This window comes from Micromonospora sp. NBC_00860 (assembly GCF_045207375.1).
Lineage (GTDB): Bacteria > Actinomycetota > Actinomycetes > Mycobacteriales > Micromonosporaceae > Micromonospora > Micromonospora vinacea.
Genome location: NZ_CP108825.1, coordinates 1,818,392 through 1,837,993, shown reverse-complemented (window position 1 = coordinate 1,837,993; position 19,602 = coordinate 1,818,392). Strand labels below are relative to the sequence as shown.

The 19,602-nt window shown below is 69.8% G+C and carries 14 protein-coding genes; 6 read left to right on the top strand and 8 right to left on the bottom strand.

Annotated elements, in window-relative coordinates:
• Together OH804_RS08310 and OH804_RS08305 are read right to left on the bottom strand one after the other, a co-directional pair.
• Positions 1–2,094, bottom strand: coding sequence for a hypothetical protein (locus OH804_RS08310; RefSeq protein ID WP_406064038.1), 2,094 nt, complete (start codon positions 2,092–2,094; stop codon positions 1–3).
• Between the two features lie 153 nt (positions 2,095–2,247).
• Entirely contained in the window at positions 2,248–2,625 is a 378-nt protein-coding gene (locus OH804_RS08305) for an effector-associated constant component EACC1 (protein ID WP_231392690.1), read from the bottom strand.
• 187 nt (positions 2,626–2,812) lie between these two features.
• Here OH804_RS08305 and OH804_RS08300 point away from each other — a divergent pair, with 187 nt between their 5' ends.
• Entirely contained in the window at positions 2,813–5,605 is a 2,793-nt protein-coding gene (locus OH804_RS08300; protein ID WP_406064036.1) for a M14 family zinc carboxypeptidase, read from the top strand.
• 64 nt (positions 5,606–5,669) lie between these two features.
• Here OH804_RS08300 and OH804_RS08295 read toward each other — a convergent pair whose 3' ends face one another.
• Positions 5,670–5,861, bottom strand: a complete 192-nt coding sequence (locus OH804_RS08295; protein ID WP_406064034.1) for a DUF397 domain-containing protein — start codon at positions 5,859–5,861, stop codon at positions 5,670–5,672.
• Complete coding sequence (locus tag OH804_RS08290) at positions 5,852–6,652, bottom strand: helix-turn-helix transcriptional regulator (protein ID WP_406064033.1); 801 nt, start codon at positions 6,650–6,652, stop codon at positions 5,852–5,854. Before OH804_RS08290 ends, OH804_RS08295 begins: the two co-directional genes overlap by 10 nt.
• Positions 6,653–7,003: 351 nt before the next feature.
• On the opposite strand from OH804_RS08290, the gene OH804_RS08285 reads away from it, so the two are divergent.
• The 3 genes from OH804_RS08285 (at position 7,004) to OH804_RS08275 (ending at position 11,517) form a co-directional block, all read left to right on the top strand.
• The gene (locus OH804_RS08285) at positions 7,004–8,119 is read left to right on the top strand and encodes a DDE-type integrase/transposase/recombinase (RefSeq protein WP_406064031.1); all 1,116 of its coding nucleotides are present in this window, start codon (positions 7,004–7,006) and stop codon (positions 8,117–8,119) included.
• 447 nt (positions 8,120–8,566) lie between these two features.
• The gene (locus OH804_RS08280) at positions 8,567–9,169 is read left to right on the top strand and encodes a hypothetical protein (RefSeq protein ID WP_406064029.1); all 603 of its coding nucleotides are present in this window, start codon (positions 8,567–8,569) and stop codon (positions 9,167–9,169) included.
• Positions 9,166–11,517 carry a VWD domain-containing protein gene (locus OH804_RS08275; RefSeq protein ID WP_406064027.1) on the top strand — a complete coding sequence of 784 codons (2,352 nt, stop codon included), beginning with the start codon at positions 9,166–9,168 and terminating at the stop codon, positions 11,515–11,517. The genes OH804_RS08280 and OH804_RS08275 overlap by 4 nt, the downstream gene beginning before the upstream one ends.
• Positions 11,518–11,666: 149 nt before the next feature.
• Here OH804_RS08275 and OH804_RS08270 read toward each other — a convergent pair whose 3' ends face one another.
• Complete coding sequence (locus OH804_RS08270) at positions 11,667–13,727, bottom strand: cellulose binding domain-containing protein (RefSeq protein WP_406064025.1); 2,061 nt, start codon at positions 13,725–13,727, stop codon at positions 11,667–11,669.
• Positions 13,728–14,091: 364 nt separating this feature from the next.
• Between OH804_RS08270 and OH804_RS08265 the strand changes: the two genes are divergently transcribed.
• Both OH804_RS08265 and OH804_RS08260 read left to right on the top strand, forming a co-directional pair.
• Positions 14,092–15,426, top strand: a complete 1,335-nt coding sequence (locus tag OH804_RS08265) for a PHB depolymerase family esterase (protein ID WP_406064023.1) — start codon at positions 14,092–14,094, stop codon at positions 15,424–15,426.
• A gap of 564 nt (positions 15,427–15,990) precedes the next feature.
• Positions 15,991–16,698: a vancomycin high temperature exclusion protein gene (locus OH804_RS08260; protein ID WP_406064021.1), complete on the top strand. Its 708-nt coding sequence runs from the start codon at positions 15,991–15,993 to the stop codon at positions 16,696–16,698.
• 6 nt (positions 16,699–16,704) lie between these two features.
• On the opposite strand, the gene OH804_RS08255 is transcribed toward OH804_RS08260, so the two are convergent.
• Genes OH804_RS08255 through OH804_RS08245 form a run of 3 tightly spaced genes read right to left on the bottom strand, consistent with a single transcriptional unit; the run spans position 16,705 to position 19,570 of the window.
• Positions 16,705–17,739: a LacI family DNA-binding transcriptional regulator gene (locus OH804_RS08255; protein WP_231392693.1), complete on the bottom strand. Its 1,035-nt coding sequence runs from the start codon at positions 17,737–17,739 to the stop codon at positions 16,705–16,707.
• Positions 17,736–18,575, bottom strand: coding sequence for a carbohydrate ABC transporter permease (locus OH804_RS08250; protein WP_196923674.1), 840 nt, complete (start codon positions 18,573–18,575; stop codon positions 17,736–17,738). The genes OH804_RS08255 and OH804_RS08250 overlap by 4 nt, the downstream gene beginning before the upstream one ends.
• Positions 18,572–19,570: a carbohydrate ABC transporter permease gene (locus OH804_RS08245; protein WP_406064018.1), complete on the bottom strand. Its 999-nt coding sequence runs from the start codon at positions 19,568–19,570 to the stop codon at positions 18,572–18,574. Before OH804_RS08245 ends, OH804_RS08250 begins: the two co-directional genes overlap by 4 nt.
• Between the last annotated feature and the right edge of the window lie 32 nt (positions 19,571–19,602).

Genomic DNA, 19,602 nt, shown 5'->3' with positions numbered 1-19,602 from the left:
CTAAAGTGGCAGTTTGAACAGGGTTTGCAGGCCCTGGTAGGTCATCTCGTGCGAGGTGACGAAGAACCCGGGAAACAACTGGCTGAGGGCGGCCTGCCGGACGACCGTCTCCCGCACGGCGTGCGCCGTCAGCTCCTCCAGGCCGGCGACGACCTCAGCCGGCACCCCGCCCTTCCTGGCCCGCTGGTACGCGTCCGCGATCGCCTCCCAGCGACCGTCGAACGCCTCGCCGAGGTCGTCGGCGACAGTGCCCCACGTCTTCTCGAAGCGCTCCAGTTTCGTCGACGCGGTCCAGTCCACGTTGGTCACCCGGGCCGCCTCCGAGTCGACCAACAGCAGGTCGCTGCGGAGCTCACCAACGGTCGTTGACGCCTTCCACCCGAACCGCTCGGCGAGGTGGGAGGCCAACGCCTTCTCCGCGCCGGCCGCGGACGGGCTCCGGGTGAACCCGACGAGGCGCAGCAGCAGGTCCCGGTCCGGGTGGCTGAGCAGCAGTTGGGCGACCGTCTGCCGGAGCACCGCGTCGGAGCCGCGCACTGCCGCAGCCAGCTCCGGGTTGGCCGCGCGGACCGCCTCGACGACCGTGGCGAGCGACTTCTCCGCAAACGCCTGCAACCCCGGTGAGCGAGCGACCAACTGAGCGGTCTCGGCCGCCATCCGCCGGTGTACCTGTTGGCCGAGCCGCCAAGGTTGCGCCTGCCCGGCCTTGCGCAGCGCGCGGAACTCCTCGTACGCGGCGGTCTGCAACGCCCGGTTGAACACGGTGGTCAGGCGCTGCTCGAGCTGGCGGGCGATGGCGGCCCGCACTGCGGCGGCCCGGATGTCACGGGGGGTCTTGGGCGGCTTGAGCTCCCGCAGGTCCTCGACCCGCTTGATGATCTCGTCGAGCGCCTGGCTCAGCTCCGCTCGGCTGGCCGAGCGACCGGCCGACGGCACCGTTTCCGACATGCACGCCATCAGGACCGGCTTGCCGTCGGCGCTGATCAGCGCGCTGAGCTGGGCTCCCGCACCCGCCCCAGCGAACGCCTCGGCGTGCGCAGCCTGGTTGAACACGGTCAGGGTCAGCTCGGCGTCGACCAGCAGCACCCGGCCCCGCCGGTACAACGCTTCGAGCACCTTCGGGGGGAACAGGGTACGCAGCACGGCCAGGCCTACCTGCGGCGTGGCCAGCAGTGCCGCCCGGCCGATCGCGACAAGCAGCGCGGCGATCTGGGTGGTCAGGAGACGAAGCTCGGCGGCGGCCTCCCGGGCACCCACGATCAGCAGCGGCACGTACCGGATCGCGGCGCGCACCGCCACCCCGCCGAGTAGCCGGACCAGTTGGACCAGGCCGGTCAGCAGCTGGAAAAGGTCGCCGGCGACCCGGCCGAGCAGCCGGCCGGCGGCGAACGGGTCGAGTTCCTCCAGGTGCCGCCCGAATTCCGCCACCCAGCCGCGCCACAGCGTCAGCAGCCGCTCGGGCACGGTGCTCGGGTCCAGCGCGGCCACGACGCCGGCCAGCGCCTCGCGGACGACGGTGGCCTGCTCGGCGAGACGTTGCAGACCTGCCCGGGGGTCCACGGTGAGCACGATCAGGGTGGTCAGCTGCTCCTGCTGGAGGCGACCGACCAGTTGCACGAGTTTGCCGAGGTCGACCACCACCGTCGCGAACGACTCCCCGACGCCCACCAGGAAGCCGTCGAGGAACAGCTTCGGATTGATGCCGTTCCAGGCCGCGTAGTGGCGCATCGCGTCGAGCAGCGCGGGGTCGAGGCCGAGCAGGAAGCGTCGGAACGCGCCATCCGTGTCGACGTCGGAGGCCGCCAGGTCGAAGAACGCCTCGGCCAGCCCAAGCCTCGCCAGCATCGCGACCAGGTCCCAGACGTTGTCGGCTGAGATCCGACCGGTCATCGCCTGCAACACCCGGTCGCGGGTCATCGAGCGGGTGGCGTGCGCGTCCATCCAGTACCGTACGGTCAGCGCGACGAACTCCACCCGCGGATCCTGGGTACGTACGCCGTAGACCGCCGCCCGGTTCTCGGCGGACACCCGCGGCACACTGAACCAGTCCCGGATCATGACGGTCTCACCCGTCGGCTGCCCCAACTTCCCCACCTCCTCCGGCGCAGTGCACTGTCCGGGCAAGGAGATTCGGGCGGTAGCGCTGGGTCGAGAACCCGACATCGATCCACTTCGGAGCGCGCTACGGGCTATCCGTGCGGCGATCGATATCGGTCAACGCGGTCGACCCGGTCGGGTCGGGGCGGCTCAGCGGTCGTTGGTCTCGACAGACGGTTGGTGATCGGCCAGAGCACCCACGGCAGCCTCGATGAGCGCTGTCACCTGGTCCATGTCCCGAGCCCGGTGCACGTCCACCTCGGCCGACCACCCGTCGGGCCGGGTGAGCTTCACCGTCACATCGTCGCGGCGGTGCGTCAGCCAGCCGGCGATCGCCTGCACCAGCACCATGGCGGTGCCCGCGTCGCTGGCGGCCACCCGCAGTACGTCAGCGCGGTCGGCCGACGTCCCCTCCGGGGAGGTCGTGGTCACTCCCTCCCGCAACCGATCCTCAGCGCGAAGCCAGGATGCCAGCGAACGCCGCGCATCGGCGGACGGAAGATCCGGATGGACCGAAAGCGTGATCATCTCCGGCACGTCTCCCCCTCCCAGACGACGACAAGCCCACGCCACCATCCTGCCAGTCCGCGTCGGGACCGGCACGCCGAGTAGTCGGCAATATCGATCAACCCTTGACCGTCGTATCGACGGTTCATAGGCTCCGGCCACTGCGAGGTTGTTCCCAAGAGGGGAAACACGACTCATGGCCCCATCGATGCGTCCGTTCCGGATGGTCCCCGCCCGGCGGCTGGCACGTGCCGCCACGATCACGCTCCTGCTCGGTATGGTTCCCCTGTTCGGCGGCACGCCGTCCGCGAGCGCCGCCCAGCCCACCCGGTGCAGCGACGACCCGACCGCACGGCTGAGCACGGTGCCCACTCCGGAGAACGTGCTCGGCTTCCCGCTCGGCGCGGGGCAGGAGCGGGTCGTCACCAACGACGAGGTCCGAACCTACCTCGGGGCCGTCGATCGCGCCTCGAACCGGGTCGTCACCGGCGTGATGACCACCAGTGTGCTCGGCCAGCCGTTGCCGTACGCGGTGGTGTCCAACGAGCGCCACGTGCGCCCCGCCGCGCTACGCGAGATCGCCGACGACGTCCGGGACCTGCGCGACCCGCGCCGGACCAGCGCGCGAACCGCCGCCCGGACGGCGAAGGACAGCCCGGCCATCGTCTGGGTCACCGCGAACGTGCACGGCGGCGAGAAGAGCGGCGCCGACGCGGCGCTCAAGACGCTGTACGAGTTGGCGGCGGGCCTGTCCTGCGCGGTCGCCCAGCGCAACGACAACCTGGTCACCATCATCGTCCCCACCCAGAACCCGGACGGCCGCGACGCGACCCGCCGGCAGAACGAGTTCGGCTTCGATTTGAACCGGGACTGGTTCGCCCGCACCCAGCAGGAGACCGACGGCAAGCTCGAACTGCTGCGCCGCTACCCGCCGCAGGTCTTCATCGACGCGCACGAGATGGGCGGCCGGCAGTACTTCTTCCCACCCAACGCCGACCCGATCCACCACGAGATCGCCGGTGAGGCGGTGGACTGGATCAACCGCATCGGCGAGGCCAACAAGGCCGGCTTCGGCTTCAACGGCGCCTGCGACGACACCGCCTTCACCGAGTGCTACTTCAACTACGACACGTACGACATGTTCTTCATGGGCTACGGCGACACGGTGCCGACCACCGGCTTCGGCGCGGCCGGCATGACGTACGAGAAGGGCAGCGCGTCGGCCGTGGCCGACAGGGTCCAGCAGCAGTTCCACACCCAGTGGTCGACGCTCGGCTGGGCCGCCGCGAACAAACGCGAAGTGCTGGACGGTTACTTCGACATCTGGACCGACGCGCTCGCCCAGGGCCGGGCGGGCACGCTAGAGCCGAACGAGGTGGTGCAGCCCACCAACGAGGTGCAGTTCCCGGTGCCGGACCTCACCATCCGCTCGTACTTCCTGCTGCCCGACCGGCAGCTCGCCGACGTCCGCCAACTCGTCGAGCGGCTGCGCCGGATGGACGTCGAGGTGTACGAGGTGCAGAAGGCGACCCGGGTGCCCACCGCGCGGGTCTTCGGCGGGCGCAGCGCCACCAACGTGACAGTGCCCAAGGGCGCGTACTGGATCCCGATGGACCAGCCGCAGAAACACTGGATCCAGGCCGTCATGGGCGAGGACCCGTACGTCCCGTTCCCGTACTTCTACGACGTGTCGTCCTGGAGCAACCCGCTGCTGATGGGCATCAACACCATCTACACCGGAGACACCGTCCGGCCGAGGGCCGACCTGGTCCGCAAGGTCACCGGCGGTCGCACCGGCGCGGCGTGGCCCTGGGGCTCGTACACGTACCCGCTCGACTCGGCCGCCGCCGCGGAGCTCACCTTCGACCTGCTCGGCCGTGGCGTACCCCTGGTCCGTGACCTCACGACCAGCACTGTCGCCATCCCGGCCGCCAAGCTGAGCCGGACGGTCGACCAGTTGGCCGAATCCCTCGGGGTCACCCTCACCCCGGGCGGCCGGCCGTCCGGCACCCGCCTCGACCTGCCCGACGTGGGGCTGTTCCAGGGCACCGGCATCTCCACCACCTCCGGCTCGCACGGCGAGGCCCGCTACGTGCTCGGCAAGCGGTGGGGGCTCGACCTCACACCGGTCACCACTGCCGACATCAACGACAACACCGAGGCGTTCACCGGGCGCACCGTGCTGCTGGTGCCGGACGGCAGCAGCGCCACCGGCGGTCTCACCGCCGCCGGACAGGCCAACCTGCGCGACTGGATCGGCCAGGGCCACACCTACCTCGGGCTGCGCAACGAGGGCACCCGGGTCGCCCGCGCCGCCGGGCTCACCTCGACCACTGAGAAGACCAAGCCGGCGGACTACCTGGTGATCGGCTCGCACCTGCGCGTCGACGTCGACCGGGACAGCCCGGTGGCGTCGGGTCGCCCGGCGGAGGACTTCGAGTTCAACAACAGCGACCCGATCCTGACCCCGAGCACCACCGGGACGAACGTGCTCACCTACCCGACGGGTGACACCTTCTGGGCCAACGGTTACACCGTCGGGGCAGAGACACTGAAGGGCACTGCGGCCGTCGTCGACGAGCCGACCGGCGCCGGTCGGGCGGTGCTGTTCGCGTTCAATCCGCTCTTCCGCGCGTACAACGAAAATGGTCTGCACCTGGTCGCCAACGCGTTGCTCTACCCGGCGACCGCCGCGTCGGACGCCCGGCGCCCGGCCGGCGTTGACGCGGCGCGCGCCAGCGCCGCCGCCGCGCCGGTGACGCCGGACCTGGGCGGCGGGTGGCGGCCGATCACCATCCAGGTGGCGGCCGGCGATCTAACCCGCACCCGGGCGATCGTCGAACGCTTCACCACCGACGCGCAGGCGTCCGAGAAGAACGGCTCGGCGTACGTCGTGATCCCGAACCCGCAAGGGCTCCAGGTGGACGAACACCCGTTCGCAAGAGATCTGGTACGCGCGCTGAACGCCGCCAAGGTGCCGCTGCGGTCCGTGGTCGGCTGACGCATCCCGCACAGCGAAGCGCCCGTCCCCTCGGCTGGGGCGGGCGCTTCCGTTCGTGCTAGGGCTATGACCGCCGGGGGACTTCGGTGACGAACGCCCGCCAGGCCACCGGCCCGAAGACCAGCGCCGGCCCATCGGGGTCCTTTGAGTCCCGCACGCCCACAATGCCGGGCAGGTTGTCCGCGACCTCGACACAGTCGCCACCGCCGGAACCGCTGCGGGTGGACTTGCGCCACGTAGCGCCGGTCAGGTCCATGACGTCACCACTTCCTTCATCAGATCCAGTGACTGCCGGCGGGGTAACGCCTCGTTGCGAACGGTCTCCCACCTCGACATCAGAGTATCCACATCATCGTCCTGGTCGATGACGACGCCACCGAGCTGGTTCTCCATCTGCCCCACCCACTTGTGGTCGGGCAGCCGGGCCAGGCTGAATGGTCCGGTCAGGCCGACGTGCATGCTGACCTCGTCCGGCAACACGTGAACGCTGACGTTCGGCCGTTCGGCGAGAGTGGTCAACTGCTTGATCTGCCCCGCCATGATGTCGCGGAAGTCCGCGCTGGCGCGGCGGAGCACCGCCTCGGCGATGACAGCGATGAACTGGGGCGCGTTCGCCTTCGTGAGGACCGCCTGCCGGTCGAGTCGGTGGGCGAGCCGCTTCTCGACCTCGTCGTCGCTCAGCGTGTCGTCGCAGCGGATGACGGCGCGGCCGTAGCTCTCCGTCTGAAGCAGGCCCGGAACGAGGCTCGGCTGGAAGCACCTGAGCTGCGTCGCCGTGCGCTCCGCGTCCAACCACGGCAGAAACCACGACGGGGCGCCGAGCTTGCCCACCATGCGCTCGAACAGCCCGCCGTTCTTGAACGCCCGGTCGGCGCCCTTGAGGAAGTCCATCGTCAGCGCCCGCGTCTCGCTCTCCACCGCGCTGACGTGCGAGGCGCTGAAGCCGGCGCCCCGACCGAAGGAATCCTGGGTCATCCCGGAGGCCCCTCGGGCGCGGCGAATTTCGGCGACGATGAACGCGGCGAGGGGGTGCGGTAAGTCGGCCACTCGGTACTCCCCCACAACTACTCACGCCGCTATCCGACGTGGAACGCTTCGCCAGCTCGATCCGATCCGGTGAGCCGCTGCCTGAGCGTAGCGGCCTCATCTGCGGAGTGTCACCGTCGGCGCGCGGCGCGCCAACTGACCGCGCTAGCTGACCGCGTTTTCCCTCGAACCCATGCAGATCTTGGACAGTTTCCGTTACGGCCTAACTATTCAGTCCCATGACATCTGTCAGTGTTGAAGTCTCGATACATGTGTCACTTGGCAGGGGCCTTGGGTGTGCTGGTCCATGGTGCCGGGTATGGCTTCTCGGCGGCGTGTCATGAATCTGCTCGATGCCCAGTTGGCTGCTGGGTGCGGATCAACGCCGCCGAGTTCGCGCGTGAGCATGGGGTTTCGGTCCGTACCGTTTACCGGCATCAGGCACGGATCAGGGATGAGGGCGAGTGGCATGAGCGGTCCCGGCGGCCGCGTAGCAGTCCGCGGACGACGCCACCGGAGTTGGACGCCTGGATCTGCAAGCTGCGCGTCGAACTCGGCGTGGATAACGGGGCTGACTTCATTCGCGACGCGCTGATCGAGGTGCACGCCGCTACCGGTGCGCCGTGGCGGGTGCCGTCGCGATCGACGATCAACCGGGTCCTGGCCCGGCATGACCTGCTCGAACGGAACCCGGCGAAACGGCCGCGCAGCTCGTTTCGGCGGTTCGTCTACGCCCGGCCCCGCGACTGCTACCAAATTGACGCCACGAACGTCCGGCTCGCCGACGGCAGCCTCGCCGCGGTCTTCGACGTCCTGGACGACTGCACCCGAACCCTCGTCGGCTGTCACGCAACGAGCGCGGAGACCGCCGAAGGCGCGGTCACCGCGATCAGGCAGGCATTCGACGAGTACGGCACCCCGGCGATCGTGTTGTCCGACAACGGGACCGCGTTCACCAGCCGATTGACCCGGCCCGGATCGATCTCCACGTTCGTCCAGTGCCTCTTGGACCACAATGTCCGGCCGATCAACTCCAGCCCCTACCATCCGCAGACCTGCGGCAAGGTCGAACGCCACCACCAAACCCTCAAAAATTGGTTGAGCACCCACCCCGCCCCCGCAACCCGCGCGGAACTGCAGAACCTCCTCGACGTCTACCGCCGCTACTACAACACCCAACGACGCCACAGCGCCCTGCCGCGACGCGCCACCCCCGCCCAGGCATGGACACACGCGCCCAGCCTCGGCGGGCCGGCCAGCCTACCGATGCAAACCGACGCCACCCTGCACCGCTGCCTCGTGGGCAGCACCGGCGCCATCACCGTCGCCGGACACCGCACCAGCGTCGGCACCACCCACGCCGGCGCCACCATCACCGCCATCCGCGACCAGAGCCGGATCACCATCTACCACCAAGACGGCCAACCCCTCGGCCACTTCCACCTCACCCCCGACCGGACCTACATCAGCCTCACCCGAGCAGCCTGATCAACAACACCTGACACATCTATCGGGACTTCCCCTTGACACATGACTCGGGACAGCACAGTTACGGCCTAACGGAAACTGTCCAAGATCTGGCGATCAGGCGGGGCTCGACGGCGGAATCCGTCCGGCGCATGCGGTGACGGGCGAGCCGGATTGTCCGTTCGGGACAAACTGGACAATGCCGTTGGCCAGGGCCGACATCGGCGTTGTGCGGAACAGGCCGCATCGGTGGTTCGGCCCGAGCGGACCAAGCCGGCCCAGGGTTTGCGGGCGACGCCGCTGTAGCCGGTGCAGGCGACCTGCGAGTCCTCGGTGGCCGGCGGCTCGGCACCCCTCGGGTCGGCTAGCGGACATCCACCGGGCCGGATCACGACAGCGCTCCCGACACCCGCGGCGCAGGCTGGCCGGGATCGGCGACGGTCGACACCCGGAGGAGGCACGCGGCCCATGGGCGTATCCCGCGCAGGGACGGCGGTGCTGGCCGGTGGTCTCGCCCTACTGCTGATGGTCACCACTGTCGGGTGCAGACGGTCGCGTCCGTCGCCGACGCCGTCCAGCGGCACGGCGACTGTCGGCCTGACCGTCAGCGCCGGCCAACAGTCGTATCGGGTGGGTGAACAGATCAGCCTGCGGCTGAAGCTGGTCAACAACCGCGACGCCGAGTGCCAGCTCAGTCGGGTGCCGGACGGGGCGGTGACGGTCCTGTCGTTGACCCGCGACGGCACGGCGGTGGCGCCAGCGGTCGGCGGCGCCGCCTACTACCGGGACTTCACCACGTACCTGGTCGAGAACCTGGTGCGGGTGCCGCCGCGCGGGTCGGTGGAGCTGACGCTGCGCAGCGACCCGCAGAGCCCGGTCGGCGCGGCGTTGACCACCTCCGCGCCGGACGGACGGGGTGGGGCCGCCGTCACCTGGTGGCCGGTCGACCAGCCGGGGGCGTACCGGCTGGTGCTGGGCTATCTGCGAGCGCCGCTGCGGGGTGTGCCGGCGGATGCCTGCGCCGCGACGGCAGAGCAGGGCACTGTCGCGTTCGAGGTGAGGGGCGGATGACCGGGATGCGCGCGATCCGGACGGGTCTGGTTCTTGCAGGAGCGCTGGTGCTCCTCGCCCCACAGGCGGCGTCCGCCGTGGTCAGCGTCAACAGCGACCTGCAAGCGGAGTACGCGGGCTGCGTCGGACAGATCCGCGGCTCCGGCAACGGCGCCGTGCTCGACGAGCTGGAACGCTCCGGCAAGAAGATCAAGATACGCAGACCCATCCTCGGCTCGGAGAGCAGCACCACGACGTACGTCCCCGGCAGTGACGTGCAGATCAACTGGGTGCCGGAGAACGACGGGCGGGCGCTGCCGGAGGAGGGGGCAGGCTTCACCGAGGACCAGTGCGCCACCTTGATCCACGAGATGAACCACGCCCTCGATGAGGTGAACGACACCGACCGGGGCCAGTTCTGCACGCAGGGCGGTCAACAGGCGAGCACCGTGGACCCCGCCGAGGTGCACGCGGTGTTGGCGGAGAACGCGTACCGCAAGGCCGTGGGGGTGCCGCTGCGCACGACATACAGCGGAATGAAGCTGCCGTCGAACGGCAAGGACTGCGACAAGCCCAAGCCCCGACCACCGGGTGGTGGTGGTTGTTCGATCTCGGTGATCGGCAAGGGTTACCGGTGCGCGAACAGCAACGGCGACCCGCACCTGCTCACCTACGACGGTCTGCGGTACGGCTTCCAGGCCGCCGGGGAGTTCGTGCTGACCCGCTCGACAGCCGACGACTTCGAGGTCCAGGTACGACAGACGATGTTCCCGGCCAGTTCGGTGGTGGCCGTCAACTCGGCCGTCGCCGCTCGGGTGGCCGGTGACCGGGTCGGCGTGTACGTCACACCCGACGGCCCTGCGGTCCGGGTGAACGGCGCCGCCCCGGTGTCCGCGCCAGACGGGGTGAAGCTTCCGCGCGGCGGCACCGTCACCACCTGGGGAGACGGCACGGTGACGGTGGAATGGCCGGACGGCACCCGGCTGACCGCGCAGCCGATCGGCGTGTGGGGGCTGAGCGTGAGCGTCAGCGCGCCCACCGCCCGGGCCGGAACGCTGGAGGGTCTGCTCGGCGACCACGACGGTGACCCCGGCGACGACCTGACCGTGCGCAACGGGAAGCGGGTGCCGCAGCCGCCCACGTTCGAGGCGCTGTACCCCGGCTTCGCCGACAGTTGGCGCGTCGAGGCGCAACGGTCGCTGTTCGACTACGAGCCGGGGCAGAACACCGACACGTTCACCGACCGGCGCTTCCCGGAGCGGCTGCTCACCGTCCGGGACCTGCCCAACCGGGCCACCGCCGAACTCATCTGCCGGCGAGCCGGTGTCACCGATCCGCAGATCTTCGCCGACTGTGTGCTCGACGTCGGTCTCACCGGGCAGGTGGCGTTCGCCGAGGACGCCGCCCGCTCCCAGCGCGACGTGCCCGCTGCCGGTGATGTCGACCTAGCGGTGACCCGGGCCGGCGCCACGGCCGCGATGAAGGTGCCGGGCCGGGCCGGTCAGAAAATCTTCGTGGAGGTGCCCGCCGCCACCGTGCCGGATCGGTGCGGCGTGTTGCTGCTGCTCGACCCGCAGGGCCGTCAGCTGGCTACCGGCTGCGTCATCTCCGGTGTCGGCTTCATCGACACGACCACGTTGACCGCCACCGGCGACCATGAGGTGGTACTCGACCCGTGGGATGCCGACCTCGGTCGGGCGACGGTACGGGTCGTTGCGGTGACCGACGAGGAGAAGACCCTCACGCTGGACGGGCCCGCGGTCCGGGCGACGCTCGCCCAACCGGGCGCGATCAGCCGCCTGTCCTTCGACGGACGCGCCGGCCAGAAGGTCTTCCTCCAGGTCACCGACGCCACGGTGCCGGACCGGTGCAACCTGCTGCGCCTGCGGGACCCGGCCGGCGAACAGGTGACCAGCGGCTGCGTGATCGGCGGCAAGGGCCACGTCGACGGGTTCGTCCTACCGGCCAGCGGCCGGTACGTGCTGGAAGTCGACGGGACCTCCACCGACACCGGCGCGGCGGACGTGCGGCTGCGCGACGCTCACGACGAGCAGGCCGACACGGTGGCGGACGGCCGGGCCGCCACACTGACGGTCAGCCGACCCGGTGCGGTGAGCCGGTTGCGGTTCCCCGCCGACGCCGGTCGTCGCATCACCGTCGAGGTGACCGCCGCCAGCCTGCCGGACCGGTGCGGGATTCTGCTCCTGAATGGCCCGGCCGGCGACACGGTGGGAAGCGGCTGCGTCATCGGCGGGACGGGGCGGTTCGAGACGGGTCCGCTGCCGAAGGGCGGCACGTACACCCTCGTGCTGGACCCGTGGGCGGACGACACCGGCTCGGGCACGGTCACCCTGCGCCAGGGTCGCTGACTGCGGCGGCTGTTGTGGGGGGACGGCCCTTCCCGGATGAGCGTGATGCCTGTGAGTCATCTTGATGACCCACAGGCATCACACACTTCGGGGAGTACGTCAGGGGGCAACCCGAGCCGCTCCGACCATCGACGCCCCTGGCCGATCGGTCAGCCGGTGGCGCAGACGGTGCCGTTGAGCGTGAATGCCGTGGGCAGCACGTTCGGCCCGCCGTACGCGCCGACGAAGCCGGCGCTCACGGTGCCGCCGGCGGCGATCTGCCGGTTGTCGGCGGTGGGCGTGACCCGCACCGCGGTGCCGACCTGCTCCCAGGTGGCGCTCCAACCGCTGCTCACCTGCTGCCAGCCGGTGGGCCAGGTCCAGGTGAGCGTCCAGCCGTTTATCGGGCTGGTCCTGTTGTTGATGATCTCGACGCCACCGATGTAGCCGTTGCCCCAGTCGTTGTTGCTGGTGAAGCGGACGGTGCACGTACTGGCGGCGGGGCTGCCGGTGGCGAAGGTGAGCGGCGGTGAGGCCCAGGAGACCCGTCCGGCGGTGTCGCGGGCCAGCACGTTGACCGTGTACCTGCTGCCCGGCACGAGGTTGTCGACAGTGAACGAGGTGGTCGTCGTCTCGCCGAGCTGCTCGCTGACCGCGCCGTGCTGCCGGTGCACCTCGTACTTCGCGATCGGACTGCCGCCGGGGGTGGCCGCCGGCCAGCTGATCGTCGCGGCGCGGTCGGTGACGCCACTCGCGGTCGGCTGGCCCGGTGCGGTCGGGCGTCCAGCGGTCGCGCCGGCCGGGCGCAGTACGAGCGTGGTCAACGAGTACGCCGGCAACGTCCGGCTGGTCGCCGAGCCGGACTGGCTGGTGGCGATGCCGGTGGCGCCGTTGATGAGGGTGGAGACCGTCGGCGCGCCGGCCGACGGGGCGAACCCGGCGTAGTCGATGGTGACCGGGTGGTCGTTGTCCGGGTCCTTGTTCACCAGCAGCACGGCGAGGTCACCGTTGCTGCGGCGGACCGCGTGGGCGGTGACCAGGGGCTCGTCGGTGCCGGCGCGAACGAACTGGTCGCCGGTCTTCGCGAAGAGCTTCATCATGCTCAGACCGTGGTACGGCGCGAACGGTGTGTTCAGCGGCGGTTGGCACACCGAGCCGTCCTCGGTGCAGGCGCCGCTGGAGAGCATCCCGAAGTCGCCGTAGTCGGTCTGGCCGGCCACCTGCGTCACGGCGCCCATGCCGTTGTGCACGTTCCACCAGTGGGCGGTGAAGACACCGTTCTCCAGCAGTCCGCTGTAGACGTCGGCCAGGAAGAGCGCCGCCGGCTGGGTGTTCCGGCCAGCGTCGACGTTCAGCTCGGTGAAGCTGATACCGATCCGGTCGGCGTCCGCGCCGGCGTACCGGGCGAGTTGCTGCCGCAGCAGGTAGGTGGCGTCGGGAAGGTGGTCGACGCGGGCCAGCGACTCGGCGGCGGTGCCGCCCGGGTACCAGTGCACGTCCACGAAGTCGATTTTCGGACCGGCGATGGAGAGCACTGTCTGGTTCCACGGGCCCGGGTCGCTGCCGGCGGTGATCCCGTCCGGCCAGTTGCCCGGCATGGTCAGCACCGCCCCGACCTTGATGCTCGGGTCGACAGCCTTCATCGCGTCGGCGTACTCGACGACCAGCCTCGCGTACTGTGTCGCGCTCTTGTCGGGGTGGTCGTCCGCCTCCCACGCGGACCCGTAGTGGCCGTTGCCGTAGTTCTCGTTGCCGACGGTCCAGTAGCGCGCGTCGTATCCCTTTGTCACGTTGGCGTACCGCACCCAGTCGGCGGCCTCGGCGGGCGTGCCGGTGCCGTAGTTCGCAATGATCATCGGTTGCGCGCCGACGCGCCGGGCCGCCGCCATGAAGGTGTCGAAGTCGGTTCCCGGCGCGACGTAACCGCCGGGCGCGGTGTGGTCCTTCCAGTGGTAGATGTCGGCGTACGAGCCGCCGGGGTAGCGCATCATCTGCACGCCGGCATCTCTGAGCAGGTCCGATGTCTCGGCGGTGCCGAGGTTCGAGTCCCAGATGGCGTGGTTGACGCCGAGGGCGGTGTCCGGCACGGTCGCCAGACCCGCGCGGGTGTTGACGGTGACGGTGACCGGGTCGGCCGCCGCGCTGGCGGTCGGTGGGTTGACGCCCGCGAGCGCGCTCGCGGCGAGCAGCAGGCCCGCCAGGAGTGTTGCGCGGGTCTTCGGTGTACGCATGGGCGGGGGTTCCTTCGCGCAGATGAGTCGCCCGCCCGGTCAGGGTGCGACGCGGTGACGAGCGAGCCCATGGAGGGATGACTCTCGGTGGTCCATCGCTTGTGTCACCGTCCCCCGGAGATCACATCTGGATCCCGGCTGCCCAGTGGACGGGTGTCAGCCCCGCGCGCGGCTCTTCATCGACGTACCACAATGGCACTGTCGGCTCGACAATCTCAAGGTGCGCGGCACTCGGACCGCAGCGCACGGGATCGACAGACGTCATACGTTACGCCTTGACGAACGGCATGTTATCGCTCACAGTCGATGCGAGGCGACCAGCGTCCGTGGCCGGGTCCCCGACTCACGACAAGAGGAACCGCCGATGAGATCAAGGATCGCACTGCTGGCCGCCGCGCTGGCGACGGCCCTGGCGACGATGACGGCCGTGGTCACTGTCGCCACCCCGGCGTCGGCCGCGACGCTCACCCAGGTGACCAACTTCGGCACCAACCCCACGAACCTCCAGATGCACCTGTACGTGCCGGACCGGGTCGCGGCCCAGCCGGCACTGCTCCTGGCCCTGCACTACTGCACCGGCAGTGGTCCGGCGGTGCACAGCGGCTTCGGGCTCAGCACCCTCGCCGATCGCTACGGCTTCATCGTGATCTACCCGTCGGTGACCCGGAGCAGCAAATGTTGGGACGTCTCGTCGCCGCAGGCCCTGCGCCGCGACGGTGGCAGCGACCCGGTCGGGCTGAAGTCCATGGTCGACCACGTCCGAAGCCGCTACCCGGTCGATGCGACCCGGATCTCCGTGGGCGGGTTCTCCTCCGGCGCCATGATGACCAACGTGATGGTGGGCCTCTACCCGGACCTGTTCAACGCCGGGTTCAGCTCCTCCGGGGTCCCGTTCGGGTGCTTCGCCACCACCAACGGCGCGGAGTGGAACAGCGAGTGCTCCGGCGGACGGATCGTCAGGACCGGGCAGCAGTGGGGCGACCTGGTCCGCAACGCCTACCCCGGCTACTCGGGCAAGCGTCCCCGGTTCCAGATCTGGCACGGCACCACTGACACCACCCTGAGCTACGTCAACTTCGGCGAGCAGATCAAGCAGTGGACCAACGTGCAGGGTGTGTCGCAGATCCCCAGCTTCACCGACTCCCCGCAGACCAGCGCCACCCGTACCCGGTACGGGGGCACCGGCGGCACGGCCCCCGTGGAAGCGATCAGCTTCCAGGGGTACGGCCACTCCATCCCGTTCGACGCCGCGCAGGCCGTCCGGTTCCTCGGCCTCGACACCACGAGCCCGACCACCCCGCCGCCCGGCGGTACGGCGGCACCGCTGCGCAACACCGGCGCCAACCGCTGCCTGGACGTCCCGTCCCGGTCGCAGACCAACGGCACGCAGCTGGCGTTGTGGGACTGCAACGGCGGCACCAACCAGCAGTGGACGTCGACCGCCACGAAACAACTCCAGGTGTACGGCACGAAGTGCCTGGATGCCGAGGGCGCCGGGACCTCACCGGGCACCCGGGTGATCATCTGGGACTGCAATGGCGGCACCAACCAGCAGTGGAACGTCAACACCGACGGCACTGTCACCGGCGTGCAGTCCGGGCTGTGTCTGACGCCCAACGCCGCCGGGACCGCCAACGGCACCCCTGCGGTCCTGTCGAGCTGCAACGGCACGAACAGTCAGCGGTGGACCCGCAGCTGACGCGGTGACCGACGTCGGCGTACCCCGTCGGTTGCTCGTGCGGCGTGTGGCCCGGCTCGGGATCCTTCCGAGCCGGGCCGGGTGGCGTCCCGCTGCTCGGGCCCGGACTCCGAACAGCGGGACGCGACCCGGCGGCCAGGGTCGAAACCGACGGTCGTCATCAGGGCGGCCCGGGTGCGGGCCGCTGCTCAGCGGTGTGCGCTGGGCAGGTGAGCGGACGGGTTGTCGTCGCACGACTGTTCCGGTTGCTGCGGTGCCCTGGAATCCCGGTGGCCGTTCATGCCTCGGCCGCGTGGCGCGCGGGTCGCCCGATGGTGGTCCCGGGCCGTCTCGCGCCGGCCACGTGCCACCCGCCCCACGCCACGATCGTCGTCCGTCACGCCTTGAACCAGTGGCGACAGCTCCGTCACGCGGCCCGAGGTCGTTCGAGCATCGACGACTGTCCGTCACGTTAGCGCTAACAGCGAGCGATTGTCCATAGACAATGTTCTCTGTTTACTGCCGCCGGGTGGTTCGCGTGCACGCCGACGACAGTCGTGAGCGCGGGCGGAATAGCCTTGCGGCATGCGGGGACTATTCGGTGCGGCCAGGCGGTGGTACGGGGAGCACCGGCGGTTGGTCCGCCGGACGGTCCTCGCGCTCACGGTGGGAGCGGTGGCGCTGGCCGGGGGCACTGTGGCCAGCGTGACGTGGATCCGCGACACAGCGGAGGGCCACCTCTACGGCGAGGCCGAGGTGCCGGACGCGCCGGTCGCCCTGGTCCTGGGCACCAAGGTGGACGCCGACGGCACGCCCTCACCCGTCCTCACGGCCCGGCTGGAGATCGCGCGGCGGCTGTTCGACGCCGGCAAGGTGCGGGCGATCCTCGTGTCGGGCGACAACATGAACGCCGACTACAACGAACCCGCCGCCATGCGGAACTGGCTGGTGGAGCGGGGTGTACCAGCGCACAAGGTGGTTCCGGACCACGCCGGTTTCGACACGTACGACTCATGTGCGCGCGCTGAGCGGATCTTCGGGGTGCGGCAAGCCACTGTGGTGACGCAGACCTTCCATCTTCCGCGTGCCGTGGCGCTGTGCCGACGCCTCGGCATCGACGCCAACGGCGTGGGTGACGACAGCGCGAAGCGGTACGCCCAGACGTGGTGGTTCAGTTCGTCCCGGGAGAACGGCGCCTGCCTGAAGGCCGCGCTGGATCTGCTCTCCGGGCGGGATCCGGCGCACCTCGGCCGCCGGGAGACGGGCGTCGACGACGCGTTGCGCGCCGGCTGACTGAGGTCACGACCGTGGTGGTGCGGCGCTGTCGCGGACGATGAGCTCGGTGGCGAGTTCGACCCGAGGGCTCTCGGTCCTCTCGCCGCCGGCGAGGCGCAGCACGGTACGCGCGGCCAGCATGCCCATCTCGGCCAGGGGTTGCCGGACTGTGGTCAGCGGCGGGGAGCACCACCGCACCTCCGGCAGGTCGTCGAAGCCGACCACGCTCACGTCGTCGGGCACCCGCAGGCCCCGTTTGCGGACCGCCTCGTAGACACCGAGCGCCATCTGATCGCTGGAGGCGCAGATGGCGGTGGGCGGGTCGGGCAGGGCCAGCAGCTGCGTACCCGCTGTGAAGCCGGCCTCGTGGTAGAAGTTGCCCGGGCGGATCAGGGCGTCGTCGATGGGGATGCCGGCGGCGCTCAGAGCCGCGCGGTAGCCGTCCATCCGGGCCCGGCTGCACATCAGGTGCGGCGGGCCGGCGATGAAGCCGATGCGGCGGTGGCCGAGGCTGATCAGGTACTGGTTGGCGCTGAGACTGCCCGCCCAGTTGGTGGCGCCGATGGTGGGTGACTCCTGCGGGTCGACCCCGGCCGGGTCGATGATGACGACCGGCAGGTGGAGCCGTCGCAGCTCGGCCTGCAACGGTGGGTTCACCATCGAGGTCACGAAGATGATTCCCTCGGTGGAGCGGGTACGCATGTTGTCGAGCCACTGCTTGGCCGAGGAGATGCGCCAGTGGATGGCCGACACGACGGTGCCGACTCCGCTGGTCTGGCCAACGTCCTCCACCCCACGGATGATCTCCACGGCCCACGGGCTGTCCAGGTCGTTGAAGACCAGGTCGATGAGGGCGGCGTCGGTGCGCCTGGCCGGTGACCGGCGGCGGTAGCCATGCCGGTTGAGCAGGGCCTCGACGCGTTCGCGGGTGTCGGGGGCGACGTCGGAGCGGCCGTTGATGACCCGGGAGACGGTGGGCACGGAGACACCGGCCAACCGCGCGATCATGGCGATGGTGACGTTTCGGCCGTTCTCCGTGCCCACGGTCCCCCCTGTCATCCCTTGACACTGCCGGTCAGACCGCCGATGAGTTGACGTTCGGCAACGGCGTAGAAGCCCAGGGCCGGCACCATGGACAGCACGACGTAGGCGAGCACCCGTGCGGTCTCGGCGGTGTACTGGCCCTGGAACGCCTGGACTCCGACGGGTAGGGTCCACCAGCTCTGGTCGGTGAAGACGACCAGCGGGAGCATGAAGTTGTTCCAACTGGTCACCACCGCCAGCACCGACACGGTGGCCAGGGCGGGACGGGCCATCGGCAGCAGGACCCGCCAGAAGAACCCGAACGAGCCGCAGCCGTCGAGGACGGCGGCCTCCTCGACCTCGGCCGGGATGGTACGGAAGAACTGACGCAGGATGATGATGGTGATCGGCAGCCCGAAAGCGGCCTGGGGCAGGATGACGCCGAGCGGGTTGTCCAGCAGGCCCATGCCGCGCAGCAGGACGAACAGCGGCAGGATGGCCACCGCGAACGGGAACATCAGGCCGATCGCGAACAGGGTCACCAGGAACTCGCGACCCCGGAAGGCGTACCGCGCGAAGACGAACGCGGCCATCGCCGCCGCGGCGACGACGATGAAGGTGCTGCTCACGGCGATGAGAAGGCTGTTGCCGAGCTGCCGCCAGAACACCCCGGACGTCAGGATGTCGGTGTAGTTCGACGGCGTCCAGGGGTCGGGCCACCCCAGCGGGTTGGTGGAGAGCTGACCGTTGTCCTTGAAGCCGCCCAGCACACCGAACCAGACCGGTACGACGATGAGCGCTCCGACGACGACGCAGACGAGGTGCAGCACGAGGCTGCGGGTCCGCTGGGCGCGGTTCACCGTGCCGGTCATCGCTGGCCTCCCTGGTTGGTGATCGCTCCCGCGGTGTCACGACGCAGGACGATGCGCTGGTAGAAGAGGGCGAAGACGAGGCTCAGCAGGAACATGATGATGCTGATGGCGCTGGCGTAGCCGACCTCGAAACGGCGGAAGCCGTACTCGTACATCGTCACGGCCATGGTCTCCGACGAGTGGATCGGGCCGCCCCGGGTGAGCACCCAGACCATGTCGAACAGTTGGATGGTGCCGATGACCGACAGGAAGACGCTGATGCGGATGGTCGGCCCGAGCAGGGGCAGGGTGACGTGCCGGAACGCCTGCCAGGCGGTGGCGCCGTCGGTGACCGCGGCCTCCGACAACTCCTTGGGAATGCCCTGACGCGCGGCCAGGAAGAGCATCATGTAGAGGCCGAAATACTTCCAGGACACCACGAGGAACACGGCGTACAGCACGGTGTCCGGGTCGGCGAAGACCGCGCCGGCGTCGGCGCTCAACCACGTCGCGATCGCGTCGCCCAGGCCCCGGTTGGGTGAGAACACCAGGTCGAACAGGACGGCGGTGGTGACCTCGGAGAGCACGTACGGTGCGAAGAAGATCAGCCGGTAGGCGGCACGACCCCGTAGTGGCTGATTGAGCAGCATGGCCAGGGCCAACGCCGCGGGCAGCTGGACGACCAGGGACAGCAGCACCAGCACCAAGCCACGCCACAGGTCACCACGGAAGGTCGGGTCCTGGAAGGCGCGGGTGTAGTTGTCCAGCCCGACGAAGTTCTCCGGCAGCCCGAAGCCGTTCCACTTGTAGAGGCTGGCGTAGCTGGCCACCAGGATGGGGGCGACGACCAGCAGCAGGAACAGCACCAGGGCTGGTGTGAGGAAGATGGCGAGGACGCCACCGCGGCCCGGCCGGGGCTGGCGGCCACGCTGTCGCGCGGTGCCCGGCCCCGGTGCCGGCGGGTCCGTCGCCGGGTCGCCGCGCCTGGTGTCCGACACGGTCGATGGGCTGGTCATTCCTACTCCACAGGGGGTTCGCCGGCTACGGA